The sequence below is a fragment of the Halorubrum tropicale genome (genome assembly GCF_001280455.1).
Classification (GTDB): Archaea; Halobacteriota; Halobacteria; order Halobacteriales; family Haloferacaceae; genus Halorubrum; species Halorubrum tropicale.
On sequence record NZ_LIST01000004.1, the window covers coordinates 290,870 to 312,873 of the forward strand.

Below are 22,004 nucleotides of genomic sequence, written 5' to 3' on the forward strand. Positions count from 1 at the left end.
GGACGACGCGCCCCCCCAACGGCCGGCGGTGCCGTCCCGGACCGCCGCGGAGTCCCGCGCCGCTTATGAACGCCCCGGCCGCACCCTCGGGCATGTACGAGGTCGAGATCAAGGTCCCGGCCGACCTGGACGCGACGCGGGAGCGCCTCCGGGAGGCCGGCGCCGAGCGCGTCGACGCCCGCCGGCAGCGGGACACCTACTACGACGCGCCGCACCGCGAGTTCGCCGAGACCGACGAGGCGCTCCGGATCCGCCGCGAGGTCCCGCTCTCGGACGGCGCGGCGACCGACGAGGAGACGGCGACGGTCACCTACAAGGGGCCGCTCCTCGACGACGCCTCGAAGACGCGCGCCGAACACGAGACCGGCGTCGACGACGGCGAGGCCCTCGACGCGGTCCTCTCGGGGGTCGGGTTCGAGCCGGCGGCGACCGTCGAGAAGCGGCGCGAGTTCTGGTCGTACGACGGCTTCACCGTGACGCTCGACGCCGTGACGGGCCTCGACGAGTACGTCGAGATCGAGCGGGCAGTAGAGACGGAGGCCGAGGTCGACGCGGCGCGCGAGGCGGCGGTCGCGGCGCTCGACCGGCTCGGCCTCGACGCGGCCGAGCAGGTCCGGACCTCGTACCTCGGGCTGCTGTTGGCCGCGGCGGACGACTGAGGCCGAAGGACCGCGTCAGTCGTCCCCGTTTCTCCCGTCGTCCGCCGGCCGCTTCTCCGAGAGGACGGTCCGCTCGAACTCGCAGACGAGGACGTCGTCGTCCCCGTCGACGATCTTGAACGCCTCCACGCGCATCGTGACGACGCCGCGCTCGCCGTCGCTCGTCTCCCGCTTGTCGGTGACCGTCGACCGCGCGCGGATCGTGTCGCCGTGGAAGACGGGGTTCGGGTGTTCCACCTCGTCGTACGACAGGTTCGCGACGATGGTCCCGTCGGTCGTCTCCGGGATGGAGAGGCCGACCGCGAGCGACATGGTGTACAGGCCGTTCACCAGGCGCTCGCCGAACTGCGTCTCGGCGGCGAAGTCGGCGTCGAGGTGGAGCGGCTGCTGGTTCATCGTCATGTCGCAAAAGCGCTGGTTGTCCGCCTCGCTGATGGTCCGCCGCTTCGCGTGGTCTATCGTCTCGCCGACCGCGAACTCCTCGTAGTACAGTCCGGGCATGGCCGCCCGCTCGGCCGGCGCCGTGAAATCGGTACCGCTCTCGGCTCGGCCGGCGGCTTTTAGCCGTGCGCCCACGGACCTCCGCACATGCCACGCCGAAGCCTGCTGTTCTCGCCCGGCGACAGCCCCGACCTCATGCGGAAGGCGCCCGGGGCCGGCGCCGACGTGATCTGCTTCGACCTCGAAGACGCCGTCGCTCCCGGTCGGAAGGACGAGGCGAGGGCGGCGGTCCGCGACGTGCTCGCGGACCCCGCGTTCGACCCGGACGCCGAGGTCTGCGTCCGGCTGACCGCCGAGTCGCCCGCGGCCGACCTCGACGGGGTGCTGGGGACCGGCGAGGGCGAGTCGAGGGAGAGCGGACCGGACGGCGTCCGCCTCGACGCGGTGATGCTCCCGAAGGTCGAGGCCGCCGACCGGGTCGAACGCGTCGCCGCGCTGTGCGCCGAGCGCGGGCGCGACCCCGCCGTGTTCGCGCTCGTCGAGACCGCCGGCGGCGTGCTCTCGGCGCAGTCGGTCGCGGCCGCGAACGCGACCGACACGCTCGTCTTCGGCGCCGAGGACCTCGCCGCAGACGTGGGCGCGACCCGGACCGACGAGGGGACCGAGGTGTTGTACGCCCGGGAACACGTCGTCCTCGCCGCGAGCGCGGCGGGCGTCGACGCGCTCGACACGGTGTTCACGGACTTCTCCGACGAGGCGGGGCTCCGCGAGGACGCGGCGTTCGCGCGGCGACTCGGCTACGACGGGAAGCTCGCCATCCATCCCGCGCAGGTGGGCCCGATCACCGAGGCGTTCTCCCCGGACCCCGAGGACGTGGAGTGGGCCGAACGGGTCCTCGACGCGCGCGACGAGGCGGAGCGGGAGGGGAGGGCCGTCTTCCAGGTCGACGGCGAGATGATCGACGCGCCGCTCATCGCGCAGGCGGAGCGGATCCTGGACCGCGCGCCCGACGCCGACCGGTAGCGTCCGCCCGCTGCGGGGATTTTCCGGGCCGTCCGTCACAATTAACCCCCGTCCATCAGCACGTACAGGTATGTCTTCTGAGGCGAACCCGTTCGAGAGTCTGCGAGAGCAGGTGGACGACGCCGCGGCGGTCGTCGACGCCGCCCCGGGCGTCATCGAGCGCCTGAAGAATCCGGAGCGAGTGCTGGAGACGAACCTCACGTTCGAGCGCGACGACGGCTCGCTGGAGACGGTGCGCGCCTACCGCTCGCAGTTCAACGGCGACCGCGGCCCGTACAAGGGCGGCATCCGCTATCACCCGGGCGTCACCCGCGACGAGGTGAAGGCGCTGTCCGGCTGGATGGCGTACAAGTGCGCGGTCGTCGACGTGCCCTACGGCGGCGGGAAGGGCGGGATCGCCATCGATCCGGCCGACTACTCCGAAGGGGAGTTAGAGCGCATCACCCGGGCGTTCGCGACCGAGCTGCGTCCCCTGATCGGCGAGGACCGCGACATCCCGGCGCCGGACGTCAACACCGGCCAGCGGGAGATGAACTGGATCAAAGACACCTACGAGACCTTAGAGAACACCACCGCGCCCGGCGTCATCACCGGGAAGGCGCTCGACTCCGGCGGCAGCGAGGGCCGCGTCGAGGCGACCGGCCGCTCCGTCGCGCTGTCGGTCCGCGAGGCGTTCGACTGGCTCGGTCGGGACCTCGACGGCGCGACCGTCGCCGTTCAGGGGTACGGCAACGCCGGCTCCGTCGCCGCCGCGCTGATCGACGACCTCGGCGCGAGCGTGGTCGCGGTCTCCGACTCCTCGGGCGCGGTCTCGGATCCCGACGGGTTCGACCCCCGCGACGTGAAGGCGCACAAGTCGGAGACCGGGTCGGTCACCGGCTACCCGGGTACCGACGCGCTCACGAACGACGAGCTGCTCACGCTCGACGTCGACTGCCTCGTCCCGGCCGCGCTGGAGAACGCGGTCGACGAGGACCTCGCGACGGACGTCGCCGCCGACTTGATCGTCGAGGCGGCGAACGGGCCGCTCACGCCCGGGGCCGACGACGTGCTCGCCGGGCGCGACGTCCACGTCGTCCCCGACATCCTCGCGAACGCGGGCGGCGTCACCGTCTCTTACTTCGAGTGGGTCCAGAACCGACAGCGGTTCAGCTGGACCGAGGAGCGCGTCAACGACGAGCTCGAACGAGTGATCACGGATGCCTTCGACACGTTGGTCGACACCTACGAGTCGAACGAGGTCGACACCCTCCGCACCGCGGCGTACGTCGTCGGCATCGGACGGATCGTGGACGCGTACGACCAGGCCGGTAACTGGCCGTAGCGGTCGCCGCCCCCCGCCCTCACTCCAGCGACGCGTCCCGGATCTCGACGTGCCCCCGGTCGCCCTCCCACACCGCGTCGTAGGTGAGGGCGATGCGCCGGTCCATGTGCGGGCCGTCGACGACGTACGTCTCGAACTCGCCGCCCTCGCCCAGCGGGTGGACCCCGTACTCCTCGCGGAGCGCGAGCAGGTCGTCGAGCGCGTCCGCGTCGAAGCGCCGCCCGAGCCACGACTCGTCGAGCCCGTACGCCGCCACCTGAACGATCCGGATCTCGAAGCCGGCGTCGAACATCGCCTCCGCGAGCTCGACCGGGTCCCGCTGCCACAGCGGCGCGAACAGGTCGATCCCGAGCCGGTCGCACATCGCCTGAATCCGGTTCGTCTGGAACTCGCTCTCGACCGCGCCCGCGGTGACGCCCGCGAGGTCGATGTCGTCGTCGGCCGCGAGCTCGCGGAGCGCCGCCTCCATCGGCTCCAGCTCGGCGTCGCCTTGCGCGCCCGCGTCATCAACGTCGTCCGCGCCGAAGTCGTCGGGTGACACCTCGACGAGGTCGATCCCGACGCTCTCGGCCGCGAGCGCCGCGAGCTCCGTCGCCGGCGTGTGGTACATGTACGAGTCGCCGGCGGGGTGGACGGTCAGCAGCCGCGAGACGTCGAGTCCCTCCTCCAGCGCGCGGTACAGCGCCCACGAGGAGTCCTTCCCGCCGGAGAAGAGGCTCACCCAGTTGCTCATGACTCCGGGAGGGAGTCGCGCCGATAAAGGGTCGGCGGTCGGTCCGCGCTGGGACGCGCCGCCGCGAGGCCGCGTCTCGCGGGTCTGACGCGCCGTCAGTCCGAGATGAACTCGTTGTCGCGCCAGTTGACGCCGCCGTCCCCCTCGCCGGTGCCCTGCGGGCTCTCGACGACCTCAATGCTGGCGGGGCGCGGCTCGCCCTCGACGATCCGCGTCGCCTCCAGGTCGCCGTCCTCTTCGGTGATCGCGGTCAGCGTTCCCTTCTCTGAGAGGGTCGCGATCTTGCGGAGCACGAGGAACATCGGGTACTGGAGCGCGGAGTTCTGGAGGACGGTCTCGCGGTCGCCCTTGAAGCAGGCGAACTCGACGAGCTCGGAGGGGATCTCCTCTTCCTCGTCGTCCATCCACTGCGGGCCGCCGGCGCGGGGCGGCTCCTCCTCCCAGACGCGGGTCTCCGTGACCGACGCCTTCAGCTGCGCCGTGGGGGTGTACTTGCTGATCGACTCGTCGTCGGACAGGGCCTTGATGATGAGTGTGTTGTTTCGACGCGTGATGTCGATGTCGTCGATCTCCTCCGGCAGATCGGGGTCTTCGTCGAAGTACGTCTCTACGTCTTCGAGGGGCAGTTCGAGCGTCGAATGAAGTCGGAACACGCGGCCTGTCATTGTTTGTGGGATGCAGTGGGGTCGAACCGGTGGTCACGGCGGCAGCGGCAACGGCTGCACCTGCCCTATGTAGGCACCGTAGGTTTATATGGACTGCCCTTCGAGATGTGCGGATCGGCGCGGCGATCGGACGGGGTCACCGCGACGGGCCCACCGGTATCGCCGCGGGACCGAGTCGAATGTTACGCGGAACCCGGCTCACTCGGCGCCCAGCTCCGCGGCGAGCTCGCCGCGCTCGTCCAGCTCGGCGAGCACGTCGCTCCCGCCGACGAACTCGCCGTCGACGAACGTCTGCGGGATCGTCTCCCAGCCGCTGTGGGACTCGAGCGCCTCGCGGTACTGCGGCAGCGCGGGCAGCACGTCGACGGTCTCGAACTCCTCGACGTGCTGGGAGATCAGTTCGACGGCGCGCTGCGAGTAGCCGCACTGCGGCATCAGGCGGTTCCCCTTCATGAAAAGCACAACGTCGTTGTCGGCGATGGTCGCCTCGACGCGCTCCTCGATCGCTTCCGGGTCGGCGTCCGTTCCGGGGCTGAAGGTCATGACATCTCGTACGCGTCGGCGAGGCAAATGGGTTCCGCACGGGGCGTCCGCGCGCGGGCCGCGGGCGGCGCGCCTACTCGTCGCGGTCGACGCGGACCACGTCGACGAGCGAGTACACGGGGACGCCGTCTATCTCGTCGTACCCCATCTTGTCGACCAAGACGACGCACGCGACGGGCTCGCCGCCCTGCTCGCGGATCGCGTCGATCGACTCCCGCATCGTCGTCCCCGAGGTGATGATGTCGTCGACGACGTAGCAGTCGCGGTTCCGGATCGCGGCGAAGTTCCGCGAGAAGCCGCCGCCGTGCTCGTCGATGTCCCCCTCCTCCCACTGGTGTTTCGCGGGGGCGTACGTGCCGAGGTCGGTGTCGAGCCGGTCCGCGACCGCGGTGGCGAGCGGCGCGCCCGCCTTCTCGATGCCGACCGTCAGGTCGACCGCCTCGCCCTGCTTGACGAGGAGGTCCGCCATCGCGCTCGCCGCGTAGCCGAGGCGGGTCGAGTCGCGCCCGAGCGCCGACCAGTCGACGTGGATGTCGGCGGAGGCGGTCGCGTCGGCCGCTTCCGCGCTCTCGGCGCCGCCGCCGCGCTCGACGAGCCAGCTCGCCGTCTCGCGGGAGACGTTCAGCTCGTCAGCGATCTCGCCCTTCGAGAGCCCCCGCTCCGCGAGCTCGGCCGCGCTGTCTATCAGGTCGTCAACGTTCTTCATACGCGGCGAATTCGACCGCCGTTTTAATAGTCGTGTCGTCATCCGCGAACGCGGCCTCGAAGTCGTCGAGCCCGTGGACGCCGGTCACGAGATCGCCCAAGAACTCGTCCGAGAGGTCCGAGAGCGACTCGACGGCGGACTCGAAGTGACCGTATCCGGAGTTGACGCTGCCGACCAGCGCCTTGTTGTGGAGGACGAACTCGCGGTGGAGCCGCCCGCCGTCGATCTCGAACTCCCAGTCGCCAGGGACGCCGAGCAGCGCGCCGACGCCGTTTGGCGCGAGCGCCTCGATGGTCTCGAACGCGTGCGGGGCGTACCCCGTCGCCTCGAAGACGAGGTCCATGGGCTCGTACGCGCCGGGCACCTCGGGGATCGGCGTCTCGTTGGAGTTCACATACGTCGCCCCCAGCGACTCGATGATATCGATCGTCGGGTCCGGGCGCTCGCGCCGCCCGAGGCAGTAGATCCGCTCGAACTCCTCGTCGAGGGTCGCGACGGTCAGGAGGCCGAGCGACCCGTTGCCGAGGACGAGCGCGGACTCGGGCTCCCAGCGGAACGCCGACCGGCTGGCGTACGCGTGGTCGATCGCCTTCTCCGCGATCGAGACCGGCTCGACGAGGAACCCCCACTCGGCGAGCGCGGGCGGGATCTCGACTAAGAACTCCGCGGGGCTGGTGAAGTACTCGGCCATGAACCCGTGCGCGCCGACGATGCCGCGCTCGTGGTACTCACCCTCCGGCGCCATGTCCGGCTCGCCGCGCGCGAAGTACTCGTTGGCGCCGTTCGGCGGCCGGCGGACCGTCGGAACGACGACATCTCCGACCTCGAACGGGGTGTCGTTGGGGTCCTCGACCACGCCGACGGCCTCGTGGCCCAGCACGAGGTGGTCCTCGCCCGCGGGCGCCCCGCCGTGCCCGCCGGCGATGACCTCGTGGTCCGTCCCGTCGACGCCGACCCGCAGGGTCCGGACGAGCGCCTCACCCGGCGCGGGCTCCGGTCGCGGCTTCTCTGTCACGACCGGTTCGTCGGCTCCCTCGTAGACGGCTATCGCGTTCATGTCACGACCAAGGCGGTCAGCCACCAAAAGATTTCTTTTGTTGCGAGTAAACCTGCGCTCCGAGTCCCCCCGAGAGAGTTTTCACTCGGTCCGGCGTACGGATCGCCGTGTGTACCCTGACCCTGGCGTGGCGGACGTTCGGCGACGCCCCCGTCGCGCTCGCCGCCACCCGCGACGAGACGCTCGGTCGCCCGAGCGAGCCCCCCGCGGTTCGCGGCCGAACGAGCGGTGACGGCGGCCAGGCGGGCGACGGCGGCCGCGGAACGAACGGCGACGCCGACGGGCGCGTCCGGTACGTCGCTCCGCGCGACGCGGAGGCCGGCGGGACGTGGATCGGGGTCTCCGAGGGCGGCCTCGTCGTCGCCGTCACGAATCGGTGGCTCGACGCCGACCGCGAGGGCGACCGCTCGCGCGGGCTGCTCGTCCGCGACTGCCTGACGGCCCCCTCGGCCGAGGCGGCGGTGCGAGCGGTCGAGCGCGAGCTCGACGAGCGCGACTACGACGGCTTCAACCTCGTCCTCGCGGACGAGCGGGCGGCGTTCCTGCTGGCGTACGACGGCGCCCTCGCGGTGACCAGACTCGATCCGGGCGTCCACGTCGTCGGCAACGTCGGCGGCGTGGTCAACGGCGCGGAGCGGTTCGCGGTCCCCGAGCGGCGGCGGGCGTTCGGCGAGGAGCGCGCCGACAGCGCGAGACGGATCGCGGCCGCCCTGGTCCCGGAGCCGGGCGAGGCGGGCGCGTCGTGGCTCGACCGCGCGAGCGGCGTCCTCGCCGACCACGAGTACGGCGCCTGCCTCCACGGCGACGGGTTCGGCACTCGGTCGTTCACCCGGATCCGGACCGGCGACGAACCCGAGATGGCGTACGCCGACGGACCGCCCTGCGAGACGGCAGCGGAACCGGTGCCGCTCCCGGCCGACTTCGCGACCGGCCGCCGGTGAGACGGCCCCTGTGCGGCCGCGGGACGTGACGATCGGAAAGCCAGTTTTAAGCGATTCGGGGGGCGTGAGAGAGTATGAGCGCGTCCGAAATCGAGTCCGACCTGTCGGCGGACGAGCGCGCCGGCCTCGAACTCATCCGCGAGACCGGCGGCATCCACCAGAGCGACTTCTGGAAGGAGCTCGACGTCTCCTCGCGGAAGGGGAGCCGCATCGCCGAGTCCTTGGAGGAGGCCGGGGTCATCCAGCGAGAAGACACCGTCTACGACGGCCACAACACCTACTACTTAGAGCCCGCGCCGCGCGACCTCGACTTTTCGCTACTGATGGCCGACGACATGCTCTCCCCGTTCATCGGCGAGGAGGAGGTCGACGCGCAGGCCGACGCCTTCTCGCAGTGGATGATGAACCTCGCGTACGAGGAGTACTGAGGCCGACTCCCGGCGCGTCGTTCGCCGCGCCGCGGCCCCCTTCTCTCTGTCTCTCCGCTGCGCCGACCTTTTTAATGTCCCGCGTTAACCGGTCACTCGATGAGACGCGCCCTCCTCCCTGCGCTCGTCGTCGGCCTCCTGGTCGGGGCCGGCGTGTACCAGATCGCGCCCGACGTCGCCGCGTCGCTCGCGACCGCGGCGGTCTACGCCGGCGCCGCCTACTTCTACGTCGCGTTCGACCTCTCGCTGCTCGCGGCCGCGCCGCGGTTCGACGACCGCGCGGACCGAGCGGGGTACGGCCTCGGCCTCTTCGGCCTGAGCGCCAGTCCGATCCTTTTCAGTCACTACGCCGGCGGCGACGACGCCGCGGTCGTCGGACTCGTCGTCGCGTTCCTCGGCGCGGTCGCCTTCCTCACGCTCAGCGAGCAGGCGCGGCGGCTCGACGACGAGGCGACGTGAGCGGCCGGGGCGGCGCGCCCCGGCTCAGCCCAGCAGGAAGGCGAACAGCGCGATTCCGGCCGCGAGCGTCAGGAACAGCACGCTCCGACCGATGCCGGAGCGGATCTCGGTGTCGATCCCGGCCCGCGCGAGCGTCTCCCGCGGGCGTGTCGCGGTCCGCATCGTCGCGCCCGCGAGCGCCATCGTCGCGCGGTCGACGGCGGCCCACAGCTCGGTGACGCCCCACACCGAGCCGCGCCCGACGTAGAACGCCGCCGGGAACAGCACGCGGTCGACGTCCGGCATCCGGTGGGCCAGCCAGCCGAGCGGGCGCTTCAGCGCGAAGAAGCCGACGAACCCGGCGACCAGCAGCGCCGCGCTCTCGGTCAGGTGGCTCCGACTGTACGGCTTGAAGTACACCTCGTCGCTGAGGATGAGGTCGGTGAACGGCATCACCTCGATCAGCTGGGTGTAGAAGACGCCGAAGAAGACGCACGCCCCGGCGGCAAGCACCATGCCGACCGTCTGGAACGGCGTGGCGTCGTCGGGGGTCAGCGTCGCCGAGCCGTGGAAGAACACGTAGTAGCCCAGCTTGATGAACGACATGAACGTCCCCACGCCGCCGAGGACGAGCAGCCACCAGAGCAGCCCGCTGTCTAAGAGCAGGACGTACTCGTGGACCTCGTGGGCGGAGTCGAGCACCATCCCCTTCGAGATGAAGCCGTTGAACCCCGGCACCGCCGTAATCGAGGCGGCGCCGACGAGGTAGACGACGAAGGTGACGGGCATCACCCGCCAGAGCCCGCCCATCTCGCGGATGTCCTCGACCCCGGTCCGGTACACCACGACGCCGACCGCCATGAACAGGAGGCTCTTGTAGAGGACGTTGTTGAACAGGTGCGCGAAGCCGCCGACGACCGCGAACTCGCCGACGGCGGTCGCGAGCCCGAAGCCGGCGAGCATGTACCCGAGCTGCGCCTGAATGTGGTACGACAGCAGGCGGCGCGGGTCGTACTGGAGCAGCGCGAAGAACGCGCCGTAGACGGCCATGAACCCGCCGAGGTAGGCGAGCCACATGCCGCCCTCAGGGAACGCGCGGTACATCACGTAGGCGGCGGTCTTGGTCGTGAACACCGAGAGGAACACCGACGCCGCGACGTGCGGGCGCGGGTAGGTGTCCGGCAGCCAGCTGTGGAGGAAGATGAACCCGCAGTTGATCCCGATGCCGACCGCGGCGAGCACCGTCGCGGCCGGGTGGATCCCGGCCGTCGCCGAGAACAGGAAGATCTCACCGGCCGGCACGCTCCCGAGCATCGACACGCCGTGAACCACCACCGCCGCGAGCAGGATCGTCCCGCCGGTCCCGTGGAACAGCGCGTAGCGGTAGCCGGCCCGCACCGCCTTCCCGCCGTGCTGCCAGACGAGCAGCGTCGAGGTGACGGCCATCAGCTCCCAGAAGAAGATGAGCGTGAGCCAGTCGCCGGCGTAGATCGTCCCCACCGTCGAGGCGACGTACGTCAGCGCGAACGCGGTCACCCACGTCGGCGCCTCGCTGCCGTAGGCGTACAGCACCGCCGCCGTCGCGAGGAAGCCGACGACGACGCCCATCAGCAGCGAGAACTGGTCGACGTTGAAGAACACGACCTCGAAGCCGAGGAACTGCGTCGCGAGGTGCGCGCCGGTGCCGCCGTCGCCCAGCAGCACCGCCTGGACGAAGGTGAACGCCGTCGCCAGCGCCGCGACCGCGTGCCCCGCCCGCCGCGGCAGCGCCAGCACCGCGAGCGCCGCGAACGCGACGAGGACGTACGGCGGAATCGAGGTCAGGAGGCCGACGGGCGCGGTCACGGGCGGACCACCCCCTCGGGGAGCCGCGCGTCGACGATGAGCTCGATCAGCTCCAGGAAGCCCATCTCGTAGGGGATCACGCCGAGCAGCACCGCGAGCGTCATCGCGGCGAGGATCGGCCCGAGCGTGAACCACGTCGACTCGCGTCCGCGGAGCGCGTCGAGCCCCGCGATGTGCTCCCAGCCGCCCGGCGGCGGCCCGCCGTGGTGGCCGTCGTCGTGCGTGTCGGCGTCGTGCCCGCCGTGCGGCTCGTCGTCGTGGTCGCCGTGCGGGTCGTCGGGGTCGCGCCCCTCGTCGTTGACCCCGTCCGCGTCACCGACGTCCGCCACGTCCGCGTCCGCCGGGCTCGCGTCGCCCCGACCGGGACCGAACGGCACGTCGGCGTCGGACGGCCGCTGGTCGACCGCGTAGTCGCCGGTGTCGACGCGCTCGGCCGGCTCCGAGAAGTCGCGCTCGGTCGCCGCGAAGTCCGGCCGGACGACCCCGTCCTCGTCGGTCGGGAGGTCGTCGAGGTCGGCGTCCGGAACCTCGGAGTCGTCGACGCCGTCGGGCGCGGACGAGGGTCCGTCTGCGTCCTCCGGCGCCGGTCCCCCGGCGTCCGCGACGATGTCGTCCACGTCGCCGGCGGGCTCCGCGTCGTCGTGCTCCTCGTCCGCCTCGTCGCTTCCATCGTCCGCGTCGTCACCCGCGCGGCCGCCGTCCGTCGCCGCGACGATCGACCGCGACTCGCCGCCGAGCGGGAAGTCCACGAGGGGCTTCGCGTCGTGGGCGCCCTCCGCCTCGAAGAAGGCGGTGTAGATCACGGGCCAGAAGTACGCGACGTTGAGCACGCCGGAGAGCAGCAGCGCGCCGGCGAGGTAGTACGCGACCGGGGTGAAGTTCATCCCCATCCGCACCCCGCCGATGAGCATGTAGTACTTGCTGACGAAGCCGGCGAGCAGCGGGATCCCCGCCATCCCGAGCGAGGCAACCGTGAACGCCCCCATCGTCAGGGGCATCCGCTTGCCGATCCCAGCCATCTGCGAGATGTAGTCCGTGTGGGTGGACACGTGGATGTTGCCCGCACAGAAGAACAGGGTGAGCTTCATGAACGCGTGCGCCGGGATGTGGAGGAGCGCGCCCACGAGCCCGTACCACCCGAAGAGGCCGAGCCCGAGGATGATGTAGCTCAGCTGGCTGATAGTCGAGTAGGCGAGCCGGCGCTTCAGGTGGTCCTTGCGTAAGGCGATCAGCGAGGCCGCGGTGAGCGTGATCGCGCCGATAGTCGAGAGCACGAGGCCGGCCGTGAAGCCGAGCGGCAGCGAGAGGTCGAAGACGAGCTCCGGGCCGAACACGTCGAGGACGACGCGCGAGACGCCGAACGCGCCGGACTTGACGACCGCGACCGCGTGGAGGAGCCCGGAGACGGGCGTCGGCGCCACCATCGCCTCGGGGAGCCACTGGTGGAGCGGCATGATCCCGGCCTTCACGCCGAACCCGATCGCGAGCAGGAAGAAGGCGAGCATCGCCAGCCCGGGGTCGGCGTTCGCGAGCTCCGCGATGCCGCCCGCGGTGAAGTCGACGCTGCCCGCGAGCAGGTAGACGAGCGCGGTCCCGGCTAAGACGAGCACGCCGCCGCCGAACATCGTGTACGCGAGGTACTTGCGGCCGGCCGAGCGCGCCTCGGCCGTCTCGTCGTGCGCGACGAGCGGGTACGTCGCGATCGACAGCAGCTCGTAGAAGACGAATATCGTCACGAGGTTGCCCGCGAACGCGATGCCCATCGTCGCGGCGAGCGACACCGCGAACGCCGCGAAGTACCGGGTCTGGTTCGGCTCGTCGAGGCCGCGCATGTAGCCGATGCTATAGAAGGAGGTGATTATCCACAGCCCGCTGGCGAGGAACGCGAACAGCATGCCGAGCGCGTCCGCCCGGAGGGCGAACTCGATCGGCGCACCGACGCCGGGCAGGAACGCGCCGGCCGACCACTCGAAGGTCCGACCGTCGAGGACCGCCGGCAGCATCGAGGCGACGATGCCGAACTTCGCGAGCGACGCGACGAGCGTCCACCCCTCGCGGACGTTCGGCGAGCGGTGCGACGCGACGATGAGGAACGCCGCGACGAACGAGACGAGAACCGCCAGCAGGGGTCGTGGGTCCTGAAGTACAACGTCAGTCATGCGAACACCTCCGTGATGAACGGGCCGAACCACTCCGCGAGCGAGAAGCCGCCGAAGCCGAGGCCGACCGCCGCCACGACCGCCAGCGCGAGCGCGAGCAGCGGCGCCGTCGGCACCCGGTCGGGGACGAGCGACGACCGCGGCGCGCCCTCGACGGGCGCCGGGAGGCCGTCGGCGGTCTTCGCGACGGAGCCCTCGCCGCCGTCTGTCGCGGCGGAGTCGCCCGCGCGGCCACCGCCGGCGGCCGCGCCGTCACCGGGCACCTCGCCGTGGTCGCCCGGGAGGCCGGCGCCGGCGAAGTAGAACCGTTCGAGCAGCCGCGCGACGTACGACAGCGTGAACAGCGTGCTGACGAATATCGCCGCCGCGACCGCGATCCCGACCGCGCCGCCGCCGGCGAGGCCGGCGTCGACCGCACCAACGCCGATGTACCACTTGCCGAGGAAGCCGATCGACGGCGGGATGCCGACGAGCGCGAGGCCGAGCACGGCGAGCGCGCCGGACGTGTACGGGGCGGCGCGCGCGGCGCTCGCGAGGTCCTCGATCCGCCGGGTGCCGTAGCCGAGCGCGAGCAGCCCGATCCCGAGGAACAGGCCGAACTTCATGATCGCGTGGCCGATCAGGTGGACGATCCCGCCGAGCAGCGCCGTCTCGTTCGCCAGCGCCACCGCCGCGCCGATCATGCCGAACTGCGCGACCGAGGAGTACGCGAACATCCGCTTGAGGTTCGACTGCATCGCGGCGAGCGCGGAGCCCGCGACGATCGAGACCGTCGAGACGACGAGCAGCGCGGTCGCGATACCCCGGTTGGCCGCGAGGAAGTCGACCGTGAACACGGTGTATGTCACGCGGATGAGCGCGTACGCGCTCGTCGTCGAGACCAGCGCGGCGACAATCGTCGTGACCGAGTCCGGCGCCCGCTGGTAGGCGTCCGGCTGCCAGGAGTGGACCGGGAAGATGGCGATCTTCAGCGCCAGCCCCGTGGCGATGAACGCGTAGCTCGCGCGGACCAGCGGGTCGCCGTAGCCGGCCTGCGCGACGATCTGCGCCTGGACGTCGAGCATGTTGAGCGTCCCCGTCGCGAGGAAGACGTAGCCGACGCCGAGCAGGTACAGCGAGGCGCCGACGGTGCCGACGACGAGGTACTTCAGCGAGGCGTACGCGCTCGCCCCCGTGCGGTCGGAGGCGATGAGCGCGTACGTCGTCAGCCCGGTGATCTCCAGGAAGACGAACAGGTTGAACAGGTCCCCGGTGAGCGTCATCCCGGCGAGGCCCCCGACCAGCAGGAGGTAGGCGCTGTAGAAGGGGTTCCCGTGGGGGCCGGCGGCCCGCGCGAACGCGAGCGTCGCGACGGAGACCGCGGCCACGAGCAGCAGCACCGCGACCGACAGCCGGTCGGCGACGAGCTCGATCCCGACCGGCGGGAGGAAGCCGCCGAGCGCGTGGTCGAACGGACCGTTCAGCACCACTTCCGCGGCGATCGCGGCCGAGATTCCCGCCACGGCGGTCGTCCCGACCGCGGCGACCGGCCAGCCGACGCGGTCGTACCGCAGGCCGAGCGCCAGCGGCAGCGTCGCCGCCACGATGGGGACGACGATCGCGAGCGGGAGGAGGACGTCAGTCATCCGTCTCACCCCCCGTCTCGGGCGACTCGACCGCGCCGTCCGCCCCCGACGCACCGGGCGACCGCCGCGACGGGATCGACCCCTCCTCGCGGAGCAGTCCGCGGAGCGTGTCGGTCCGCAGCGTCCCGTACTCGTCGTAGATCCGGATACACAGCGCGAGCCCGACGGCGGTGAGGCTCACGCCCACGACGATGGCGGTGAGCACGAGGACGTGCGGGAGCGGGCTGACGTAGAGGCCGCCCTCCGGCCCGCCGGTCGGGACGATCGGGATCGACCCGCCGTCGACGTACGCCGAGGCGATGAACAGCAGGAAGATCGCCGTTTGGAACAGGTTGAGACCGATGATCTTCTTCACCAGGTTCGGGTTCGCGATCATCATGTAGAGCCCGATACACAGCAGCACCGCGAACGCGACGTACGCGTGTCTCGTCGCGAGCACCTCGACCGCGCCGGTTGCCGAGGCGAGCGTCGAGGCGGCAGCGCCGGCGCCGAGCGGGGGCGACACTAGCGCTCACCCCCGTCGGTCACGGCCGACCCCGGGGCGCCCGGGTCCGACCCCCCGTCGTCTGTCGGGGCGGTCGAGCCGGGGCTCTCGCCCTCCGCGTCGGGCGACGCCTCGGCCGCCGCGTCGCCGCCGACCTCGTCGTCGAAGGCGTCCGCGTCGGCGAACCCGCCGGCGTCGCTGAACCCCTTCGCGAGGACGAAGAACAGGCCCATGAGGACGCCGGCGACGATGGTGCCGATCCCGAGGATCTCGACGCCCTCCATCCCGTACTTGACCGGGTCCGGGATCGGGAGCAGCTCGTACTGGAGGAACGCGCCGCCGAGCGCGACCGGGACCAGCCCGATGCCGGCGAACACGAGCGCGCCGCCGACCGCGAGCGCGACGACGACGGTGTTCGCGAGCCACTGCCGGGTGGCCTCGATGCCGAACGCGAACGCGATCATGAACACGACGGCGGCCACGATGGCGCCGCCCTGGAACCCGCCGCCGGGCGAGCCGGCGCCGTGGAAGGTGACGAACAGGCCGTAGGTGAACGCGAACGGCGCGACGATCTTCACCGTCGGCATGATCACCTGGCTCTCCGTGTACGGGGTGCCCTGCCGGCTGTCCGAGTCGAGGCGGCCGTCCTCTCGGGGCGGGCGGTCGCGGCCGAACCCGCCGTCGGAGTCGGTCTCGGCGTCCCCGTCGGGACCCGCGTCTGTGCCGCTCATGCGAACACCTCCCGGTGGAGGACGATGAGGGCGGCGATCCCGGCCGCGAACACGACGACGGCCTCGCCGAACGTGTCGAAGCCGCGGAACGCCGCCAGCACGGCCATCACCGTGTTCTCGACGCCCGTCTCCGCGTACGTCTCCGCGATGTACCACTGGGTCACGTCCGGGTTCGACCAGATCGGCGCGTCCGCGGACCCGACCGCCGGGATGTCGGCCATCGTGAGCATCAGCCCGGCGAACAGCAGGCCGGCCGCGCCGGCCGCGGGCAGGTTCACGGACTCGAAGGCCGCCTCGTGGTCGATTCGGGTGGTCTTCGCCAGCGTGAGCAGCAGCAGCACGGTCGTGACGCCGGCGGAGATGGCGGCCTCCGTCATCGCCACGTCGGGGGCGCGGTAGAACGTGTACAGCGCGGCCATCCCGAGGCTGTACGCGCCGAAGATGATCACCGCCGCGAGCACGTCGCGCGCCAGCGCGGTGAACAGCGCGGTCAACACGACGAAGACGAACAGGCTCGCCTCGACGGCGGTGACCTGCGCGACGACGGGCGCGCCGAGGGGGCCGGCCGCCGCGAGCGCCCCCGTCATCGGCGGTCGTCCCCCTCGACCCACGGCACGATTCCCTCCTCGAAGGCGGCCCGGGCGATGGCGTGGGCCGCGGTCGGGTTCGTCACGAAGATGAAGAACAGCAGGAGCACCGACTTGAAGCCGGCCCCAGCCAGCCCGACGGTGAGCGCGACGGCCGCGAGCCCGAAGCCCGCGCCCAGCGTGTCGGCCTGCGAAGCGGTGTGCGCCCGCGAGTAGACGTCCGGCAGCCGGAGCACGCCCACCATCGAGACGAACGAGAAGAACAGCCCGAACAGGGTGAGGGCCACGATCAGCCAGACGCGAGCCGTCTCCAGCGTCGCGGCAGTCACAGCACACCACCCCGCTCGACGGTGAACTTCGAGATGGCGATGGCCATCAGGAAGTTGAGCAGCGCGTACACTAAGGCGATGTCGAGGAACGTCGGCTCGCCGAGCGCCGCGCCGAGGATGGCGAGGATGACGACGGTGTTCGTCCCGAGGACGTTCACCGCCAGCACCCGGTCTTGCATCGTCGGCCCGACGACCGCGCGGTAGAGCATGCCGACCGCGAGGACGGCGAAGCCGGCGGCCGCGACGAGCAGGAAGTCGCCGAGCGTGTAGCCGGCCGCGAGCGGCGCGTCGACGAGGCTCATCGGTCGATCACCCCGTCGGCGTCGGTCGCGTCGGCCGGCGACTCGGCCTCACCGCTCGCCTCGGTCGCCTCGACCGCGCCGCCGTCCGCGGCGGCGATAGGCAGCTCCTCGGTCGCCTCGTCGCCCTGGAGGATCGCCACGTCGTCGCGCTCGCGCGGCGTCGGGAGCCGCGCCGACCGGCGCCCGTAGTAGACGAACCGCGTCCACCGTTCGAGGGAGCCGTCGAACAGCCCCTCGCGGGCCCACGGGAGGAGCGAGTGGACGTAGAGGTCGCTGTCGCGGGCCCGGACGGTGAGCGTCCCGGGCGTCAGCGTGATCGAGTTCGCGAGCGTCATCAGCGGGAGCCCGCTCCCGACGATCACGCGCATCCGGTTGAGCGTCGGGTCGATCGGGAGCCGGGGGTCGAGGATGACCCGGGCGACGACGAGGTTCGCCTTCACGATTTCGAACAGCAGCACGGGGACGTATATCAGCCCGCGGACGATCCGCATCGGGGTCCGCGGAATCGCCGGGTTCGAGTCGAGGCTCACCCGCGAGAGGGTGATCGAGACGACCGCGGCGGTGGCGAGGCCGGTCACCAGGTCGAACCAGTAGGTCGGGTCTCCGAGGAGGAGGTAAAACGCCAGCGACAGGCCGAACAGCGCCACGAACCGCCCGGTCGTGGCCTCGGTCCGGAACCGCTCGCGGCGCGTCGGCCGGTCGACGGGGGCTGTCTCGACCGACAGCGGGGTGTTCGAGAGCGCGAACTCCAGCGGCTGGAGCAGCGTCGTGTTCCCGACCGGTGTGTACTCGGGGTCCAAGACGACGCGGTCGGCCCCGTTGGCCTCGGCGTACTCCGCAAGGACCCGGACGTAGTCGTCGGCGCCGAACAAGTAGTCGTCGTCGCCGAGCACCGCCGAGACGACTTCGACCTCCGAGGCGGCTTCCGCCTCCGAGTCGTCGAGGTCGGCGGTCGCCCACGACGTGACCCGTTCGAGCACGCGCTCGGCCGCGGCGGCGCGCTCGTCGCTCTCCGGGTCGCCGTTCCGCCACGAGGCGAGCTCGACGAAGTGGACCGCCGAGGCGCCGTCGGCCGCGGCCGCCTCCGCGACGTGAGCGACCGTCGAGCGGAGCGTGGAACTCGGCTCGACCGGAACGATGACCGCGCCGGCCGACGCCGACTCCGCCGCCGCGGCCGTGGCGTCGGCCGTCGGCGCGTCGTCGTCGGTGACCTGGCCGGTCGGAGGGTCGCCGTCAGCCACCCACCACACCTCCCACGGAGCCGTGCGTGACCGTCTCGTTACACATGGGTTACTCTATCCGTGTGGTTACCCTACCGCCCCAAAACAGTTTGTATCCGCGGTGACCCTGCCGGAGGCGGGCGATCCGGTCCGCACGGCCCGCGGCCCGCGCGAGGGCGTCGCGAGCGCTCACGCGAGCAACCGGGCCGGCCGCCGCTCACGCCGACGCGTCGAGCGTCGCCGCGAGCCGGTCGGCGATGCGCCCGGCGACCGCGTCCTTCGACCCCGCCGCCTCCGCGGGCTCGGTGCCCGCCTCGCCGACCAGCAGGACGCGCGTCTCGTCGTCGCCCATCACGCTCGCGTCGTTCGCGACGACGAACGCCAGTCCGACGCGGTCCCGGATGCGCTCGGCCTCCGCGACCATCGCCGCGTCGTCGCCCGACGTCTCGGCCTTGAACCCGACGATGGGGAGGTCCGGGTACGCCTCGCGCACCGAGTCGATGAGCTTCGGGGTGGGCTCTAGGTCCAGCGACAGCGGCGACCCGGACCGGATCTTCTCGCCGACCGCGTCGGCGGTGAAGTCGGAGATGGCGGCCGCGGAGACCAGCGCGTCCGCGGTCGCCGCCGTCCGCCGGCAGGCGGCCATCATCTCGTCTGCCGTCTCGACCGCGACCACGTCGGCGTACGGGACCTCGGGCCCGTCCTGGACGAGCGTCACCCGCGCGCCGCGGACGTACAGCGCCCGCGCGACCGCCCGGCCGGTCTTCCCGGACGCGCGGTTCGTCAGGATGCGGATCGGGTCGATCCGCTCCTTCGTCGCGCCCGCGGTGACGACGACGTGCGTCCCGGCGAGCGTCTGCGGCGTCGTCGCCCGCGCGACCTCGGTGACGATGTCGCCCTCGGCCGCGATCTTCGCCTTCCCCTCCTCGATCCGCGGGTCGGCGAAGCGAACGTCCCACGACTCCAGACGGTCTAAGGCGTCCAACACCCCGGGGTGGTCGTACATCGGCTCGTGCATCGCGGGCGCCATCACGACCGGCACGTCCGCGCCGAGCGCGGTCGTCGCGCACGTCGTTACGGGCGTGTCGTCGACCGCGGCCGCGACCTTCCCCGCGGTGTTGGCGGTCGCGGGCGCAAGCAGCAGCACATCGGCCCACCCCTCGCGGCCGCACAGCTCGACGTGTTCCACGTCGCCGGTGATCTCGGTGACGACGGGCTCGTCGGTGGCGAAGTCGACCGCCCACGGGTGGACGATGTCCGTCGCCGCCGGGGACATGACGGCGCGGACGCTCGCGCCGTGTCGGCGCAGTTCGTGCGCGAGTTCGACGACCTTCACCGCCGCGATGCTCCCCGAGACGCCGAGCGCGACGTTGACCCCGTCCAGCATTACCGAGACCGTTCCCCCCGCGACGGCTTATATGATGCCGTTGCGGAGCGGGGTCGGGTAACCGGCCCCAGTGCGTTCCCCAGAAAATCATTTATAAAGGGATTTGGTGGCGCGTGCCTGCGAGCGACCGCCACCGGCGGCCGCGAGTCAGCACGCGCGAGGGAGTCGGCCGACCGTAGGGAGGCCGACGAGGCTGGGGAGGCGCGAGGCGCTGTGCGGGTGCGGTCGGGCGGGACTCGAAGGGGCAGTCGCGAGGCGGGCGCAGGCGATGTAAGCACCGCAAGGAGCGAGTGTAACGAGCGACGGAGGAGCGCAACGAGCGTGCGCCCGCCTCGCGACTGGGGCTTCGGTGGTGTTCACGTCAGTCAGCGGTTCATAAGCCGAGTCGTACAGCCTCGCGACTGGGGCTTCGGCGGCGTTTGTGGCGACCGCTAGTATATAAATGGAATCAGCATTAGGCCGAGCTTCCGGGGCTACAGGGACGGTCGCCCGTCGTCCCACGCACCGCCGTGTATAGCTGAGTGGCTGGGGTATCACGGTAATGCCGCCGTTGAGATCCACGACGGAAGAGCTGGTCGCGCCCCGTCGCGATCGACTGCTGAATTCACGAATCGTACGGTGTAGAGAAAATTATTTACACAGACATATTTTCATTATTATCTATGCCCTCCACGAGTCCCACCTGGTTCCACGGGTACGTGGACTGGTACGTCCGGGGCGTGATCTGGTTCGTACAGAGTGCGCTCGTCGGAGTCGTTCTACTAGCGGTTCTCGGCACCGGCGGACTCTCCGGGGTCGTCAGCACGGCGTCAACCGGACTGATCACGGCGCTCCTCCTCTTCAGACAGGTCGATAAGCACATCCGACAAGAGATGAAGTGACCGGAGCGCGCGCACCGCCGAAATCCGCCACGTGTGGCCCGTCTCGGTCAACCCGTAATCGCTGCGTGCCTACCGCTCGGCGAGTTCCAAGACGACCGCGCTAATCAGAGTCGCGCCACCGATGCCGATACCGGCCGACGTGACGGAGTTCCCGTATCCGACGGCGCTCGCGACCGCAGCAGGGACGAAGATCCAGAAGCCGGTCTGGACCGCGAGCGTCCGAGCCGAATGATCGACGATCTTGGAGGGCATGCGTCGTCATTCCGCTAGAACACACGAATTTCTTCCGGTCCTCAAACACCGAACGTCGCGCGCAGCATGTCCCGCGTGCCGGGCCCGAGCCCCACGGCCAACACCGTGATGAGCAGCAGCAGCGTGTAGCGCGGCGACTCCTCGTACATCTCGCCGTTGAACACCCAGACGACGAACGTCGCGGCCGCGAGCTTCACGAGCAGGAACGGCCACGCGTCGCCGGTGACGGAGACGATCGACTCCGGCAGCAGCCGCCCGGTCCAGTCGACGATCAGCGCGTTGACGACGTGCTTCGGGACGAGGTTCGCGGTGCCGGTCAGCGCGGGCATCCAGTTGAGCCCGATCACGTTCGCGACGCCGTCGATCGCGTGCCCCCAGATGATCACGATCCCCGCCGCGCCGGTGCCCTGACGGATCGTCGCGATCCGACGCGTCGCCAGCGCCCACGTCGCCGCGGTCGCGACCGTCGCGATGACGAGCGTGGGCACGAGCACCTGCGGATAGAAGGTGACGTAGCCGGTCGTGGCCGCCAGGTACACGAGGTAGCCGACCGCGAGCGCGAGCCCCGCGGTCCCCAGCGCGAACAGCGGCCGCGCGTAGTCGTCGACGACGCCCCGGCGTTCGAGGCCGTACGCCGTCAGCACGCACGCGAGCGTGAACAGGAACACCGTGAAGTAGATGAACGGGCTGATCAGCACCGCGCTCGCCGGGAACGCGATCAGCGGGTCGACGCCGGCGGCGGTCGCGGCGACGCCCGCGTCCTCGACCGTTCGCATCGCCCCGCCGAACAGCATGAACGGGAACAGCGCGTAGAAGAAGCGGAGCTCCGTCGCGATGTCGAGCCGGCGGAGGAGGAAGACGACGCCGATCAGCATCGCCAGCAGGATCACCACGTAGCTCACCGTCGAGAAGGTCGTGTACCCCGGCGCCGCGACGACTTCGCCGGCGCTCCGCGCCGCCTCGCACGCCGCAGTGCTGTCGAGCAGCTCCGTGCCGCCGGCGTCGCGGACCGCGCACTGCGCGCCCTCGCCGTCCGCGACCACCGGCCCCCAGAAGTAGCGCCAGAGGAACCGGTCGTAGACGACGCGGGGGAAGACGACGGATCCGACCGCCAACAGCGCCGTGACGCCGCCGACGACCGCCGCCCACGCGCGCTCCGGCGACGGGTCGAACCCGTCCGCGAGGCCTGTGCTCATGGTCACCGTTGGGGGAGGTCCCGAGTTGAGGGTTCCGGTCGCGGGCGA

Annotated in this window: 25 protein-coding genes; 7 read left to right on the forward strand and 18 right to left on the reverse strand. The window is 71.0% G+C overall.

Annotated elements, in window-relative coordinates:
* The first annotated feature begins 92 nt into the window (after positions 1-92).
* Positions 93-659, forward strand: a complete 567-nt coding sequence (cyaB, locus tag AMR74_RS11735) for a class IV adenylate cyclase (protein WP_053772244.1) — start codon at positions 93-95, stop codon at positions 657-659.
* A 15-nt stretch (positions 660-674) separates the two neighbouring features.
* Here the strand turns inward: cyaB and AMR74_RS11740 are convergent, their stop codons facing one another.
* A complete protein-coding gene (locus AMR74_RS11740; RefSeq protein WP_053772245.1) occupies positions 675-1,160 on the reverse strand; it encodes a MaoC family dehydratase in 486 nt (161 codons plus the stop codon).
* A gap of 87 nt (positions 1,161-1,247) precedes the next feature.
* Here AMR74_RS11740 and AMR74_RS11745 point away from each other — a divergent pair, with 87 nt between their 5' ends.
* Both AMR74_RS11745 and AMR74_RS11750 read left to right on the forward strand, forming a co-directional pair.
* The gene (locus tag AMR74_RS11745) at positions 1,248-2,123 is read left to right on the forward strand and encodes an HpcH/HpaI aldolase/citrate lyase family protein (RefSeq protein WP_053772246.1); all 876 of its coding nucleotides are present in this window, start codon (positions 1,248-1,250) and stop codon (positions 2,121-2,123) included.
* A 70-nt stretch (positions 2,124-2,193) separates the two neighbouring features.
* Entirely contained in the window at positions 2,194-3,447 is a 1,254-nt protein-coding gene (locus AMR74_RS11750) for a Glu/Leu/Phe/Val family dehydrogenase (protein ID WP_053772247.1), read from the forward strand.
* 19 nt (positions 3,448-3,466) lie between these two features.
* Here the strand turns inward: AMR74_RS11750 and AMR74_RS11755 are convergent, their stop codons facing one another.
* The 5 genes from AMR74_RS11755 to AMR74_RS11775 all read right to left on the reverse strand — a co-directional run bounded on the left by AMR74_RS11755 (position 3,467) and on the right by AMR74_RS11775 (position 7,151).
* Positions 3,467-4,180 carry a diphthine--ammonia ligase gene (locus tag AMR74_RS11755; protein WP_053772248.1) on the reverse strand — a complete coding sequence of 238 codons (714 nt, stop codon included), beginning with the start codon at positions 4,178-4,180 and terminating at the stop codon, positions 3,467-3,469.
* 95 nt (positions 4,181-4,275) lie between these two features.
* Positions 4,276-4,845 carry a DUF7110 family protein gene (locus AMR74_RS11760; protein ID WP_053772249.1) on the reverse strand — a complete coding sequence of 190 codons (570 nt, stop codon included), beginning with the start codon at positions 4,843-4,845 and terminating at the stop codon, positions 4,276-4,278.
* Positions 4,846-5,043: 198 nt separating this feature from the next.
* Positions 5,044-5,388, reverse strand: coding sequence for a glutaredoxin family protein (locus AMR74_RS11765; protein WP_053772250.1), 345 nt, complete (start codon positions 5,386-5,388; stop codon positions 5,044-5,046).
* 73 nt (positions 5,389-5,461) lie between these two features.
* The gene (gene gfcR, locus AMR74_RS11770) at positions 5,462-6,094 is read right to left on the reverse strand and encodes a transcriptional regulator GfcR (RefSeq protein WP_053772251.1); all 633 of its coding nucleotides are present in this window, start codon (positions 6,092-6,094) and stop codon (positions 5,462-5,464) included.
* Positions 6,081-7,151, reverse strand: a complete 1,071-nt coding sequence (locus tag AMR74_RS11775) for a glucose 1-dehydrogenase (RefSeq protein WP_053772252.1) — start codon at positions 7,149-7,151, stop codon at positions 6,081-6,083. The genes gfcR and AMR74_RS11775 overlap by 14 nt, the downstream gene beginning before the upstream one ends.
* Positions 7,152-7,258: 107 nt before the next feature.
* On the opposite strand from AMR74_RS11775, the gene AMR74_RS11780 reads away from it, so the two are divergent.
* The 3 genes from AMR74_RS11780 (at position 7,259) to AMR74_RS11790 (ending at position 8,979) form a co-directional block, all read left to right on the forward strand.
* Positions 7,259-8,092 carry an NRDE family protein gene (locus AMR74_RS11780; RefSeq protein WP_053772253.1) on the forward strand — a complete coding sequence of 278 codons (834 nt, stop codon included), beginning with the start codon at positions 7,259-7,261 and terminating at the stop codon, positions 8,090-8,092.
* A gap of 74 nt (positions 8,093-8,166) precedes the next feature.
* Entirely contained in the window at positions 8,167-8,520 is a 354-nt protein-coding gene (locus AMR74_RS11785; RefSeq protein WP_004598213.1) for a helix-turn-helix transcriptional regulator, read from the forward strand.
* A gap of 99 nt (positions 8,521-8,619) precedes the next feature.
* A complete protein-coding gene (locus AMR74_RS11790; protein WP_053772254.1) occupies positions 8,620-8,979 on the forward strand; it encodes a hypothetical protein in 360 nt (119 codons plus the stop codon).
* A 24-nt stretch (positions 8,980-9,003) separates the two neighbouring features.
* Here the strand turns inward: AMR74_RS11790 and AMR74_RS11795 are convergent, their stop codons facing one another.
* The 10 genes from AMR74_RS11795 to coaBC all read right to left on the reverse strand — a co-directional run bounded on the left by AMR74_RS11795 (position 9,004) and on the right by coaBC (position 19,627).
* Positions 9,004-10,803: a Na(+)/H(+) antiporter subunit D gene (locus AMR74_RS11795; RefSeq protein ID WP_053772255.1), complete on the reverse strand. Its 1,800-nt coding sequence runs from the start codon at positions 10,801-10,803 to the stop codon at positions 9,004-9,006.
* Positions 10,800-12,962, reverse strand: coding sequence for a proton-conducting transporter transmembrane domain-containing protein (locus AMR74_RS11800; protein WP_053772256.1), 2,163 nt, complete (start codon positions 12,960-12,962; stop codon positions 10,800-10,802). Before AMR74_RS11800 ends, AMR74_RS11795 begins: the two co-directional genes overlap by 4 nt.
* Positions 12,959-14,587: a proton-conducting transporter transmembrane domain-containing protein gene (locus AMR74_RS11805; protein ID WP_053772257.1), complete on the reverse strand. Its 1,629-nt coding sequence runs from the start codon at positions 14,585-14,587 to the stop codon at positions 12,959-12,961. The genes AMR74_RS11800 and AMR74_RS11805 overlap by 4 nt, the downstream gene beginning before the upstream one ends.
* Complete coding sequence (locus AMR74_RS11810; RefSeq protein WP_053772258.1) at positions 14,580-15,092, reverse strand: cation:proton antiporter subunit C; 513 nt, start codon at positions 15,090-15,092, stop codon at positions 14,580-14,582. The genes AMR74_RS11805 and AMR74_RS11810 overlap by 8 nt, the downstream gene beginning before the upstream one ends.
* Positions 15,092-15,802 (reverse strand): MnhB domain-containing protein, encoded by a 711-nt coding sequence (locus AMR74_RS11815; protein ID WP_053772259.1) that lies wholly within the window; start codon positions 15,800-15,802, stop codon positions 15,092-15,094. Before AMR74_RS11815 ends, AMR74_RS11810 begins: the two co-directional genes overlap by 1 nt.
* A complete protein-coding gene (locus AMR74_RS11820) occupies positions 15,799-16,389 on the reverse strand; it encodes a DUF4040 domain-containing protein (RefSeq protein ID WP_053772260.1) in 591 nt (196 codons plus the stop codon). Before AMR74_RS11820 ends, AMR74_RS11815 begins: the two co-directional genes overlap by 4 nt.
* The gene (gene mnhG, locus AMR74_RS11825) at positions 16,386-16,718 is read right to left on the reverse strand and encodes a monovalent cation/H(+) antiporter subunit G (protein ID WP_053772261.1); all 333 of its coding nucleotides are present in this window, start codon (positions 16,716-16,718) and stop codon (positions 16,386-16,388) included. The genes AMR74_RS11820 and mnhG overlap by 4 nt, the downstream gene beginning before the upstream one ends.
* Positions 16,715-17,020 (reverse strand): cation:proton antiporter, encoded by a 306-nt coding sequence (locus AMR74_RS11830; protein WP_053772262.1) that lies wholly within the window; start codon positions 17,018-17,020, stop codon positions 16,715-16,717. The genes mnhG and AMR74_RS11830 overlap by 4 nt, the downstream gene beginning before the upstream one ends.
* On the reverse strand, positions 17,017-18,261 hold the full coding sequence (locus AMR74_RS11835) for a monovalent cation/H+ antiporter subunit E (RefSeq protein ID WP_082356873.1): 1,245 nt from the start codon (positions 18,259-18,261) through the stop codon (positions 17,017-17,019). The genes AMR74_RS11830 and AMR74_RS11835 overlap by 4 nt, the downstream gene beginning before the upstream one ends.
* A gap of 196 nt (positions 18,262-18,457) precedes the next feature.
* The gene (gene coaBC / locus AMR74_RS11840; RefSeq protein WP_053772264.1) at positions 18,458-19,627 is read right to left on the reverse strand and encodes a bifunctional phosphopantothenoylcysteine decarboxylase/phosphopantothenate--cysteine ligase CoaBC; all 1,170 of its coding nucleotides are present in this window, start codon (positions 19,625-19,627) and stop codon (positions 18,458-18,460) included.
* Positions 19,628-20,289: 662 nt separating this feature from the next.
* Between coaBC and AMR74_RS11845 the strand changes: the two genes are divergently transcribed.
* Entirely contained in the window at positions 20,290-20,508 is a 219-nt protein-coding gene (locus AMR74_RS11845) for a hypothetical protein (protein ID WP_053772265.1), read from the forward strand.
* A gap of 69 nt (positions 20,509-20,577) precedes the next feature.
* Here AMR74_RS11845 and AMR74_RS11850 read toward each other — a convergent pair whose 3' ends face one another.
* Both AMR74_RS11850 and AMR74_RS11855 read right to left on the reverse strand, forming a co-directional pair.
* Positions 20,578-20,760, reverse strand: a complete 183-nt coding sequence (locus AMR74_RS11850) for a hypothetical protein (protein ID WP_053772266.1) — start codon at positions 20,758-20,760, stop codon at positions 20,578-20,580.
* Between the two features lie 41 nt (positions 20,761-20,801).
* A complete protein-coding gene (locus AMR74_RS11855) occupies positions 20,802-21,956 on the reverse strand; it encodes a DUF63 family protein (protein ID WP_053772267.1) in 1,155 nt (384 codons plus the stop codon).
* Positions 21,957-22,004 lie beyond the last annotated feature (48 nt).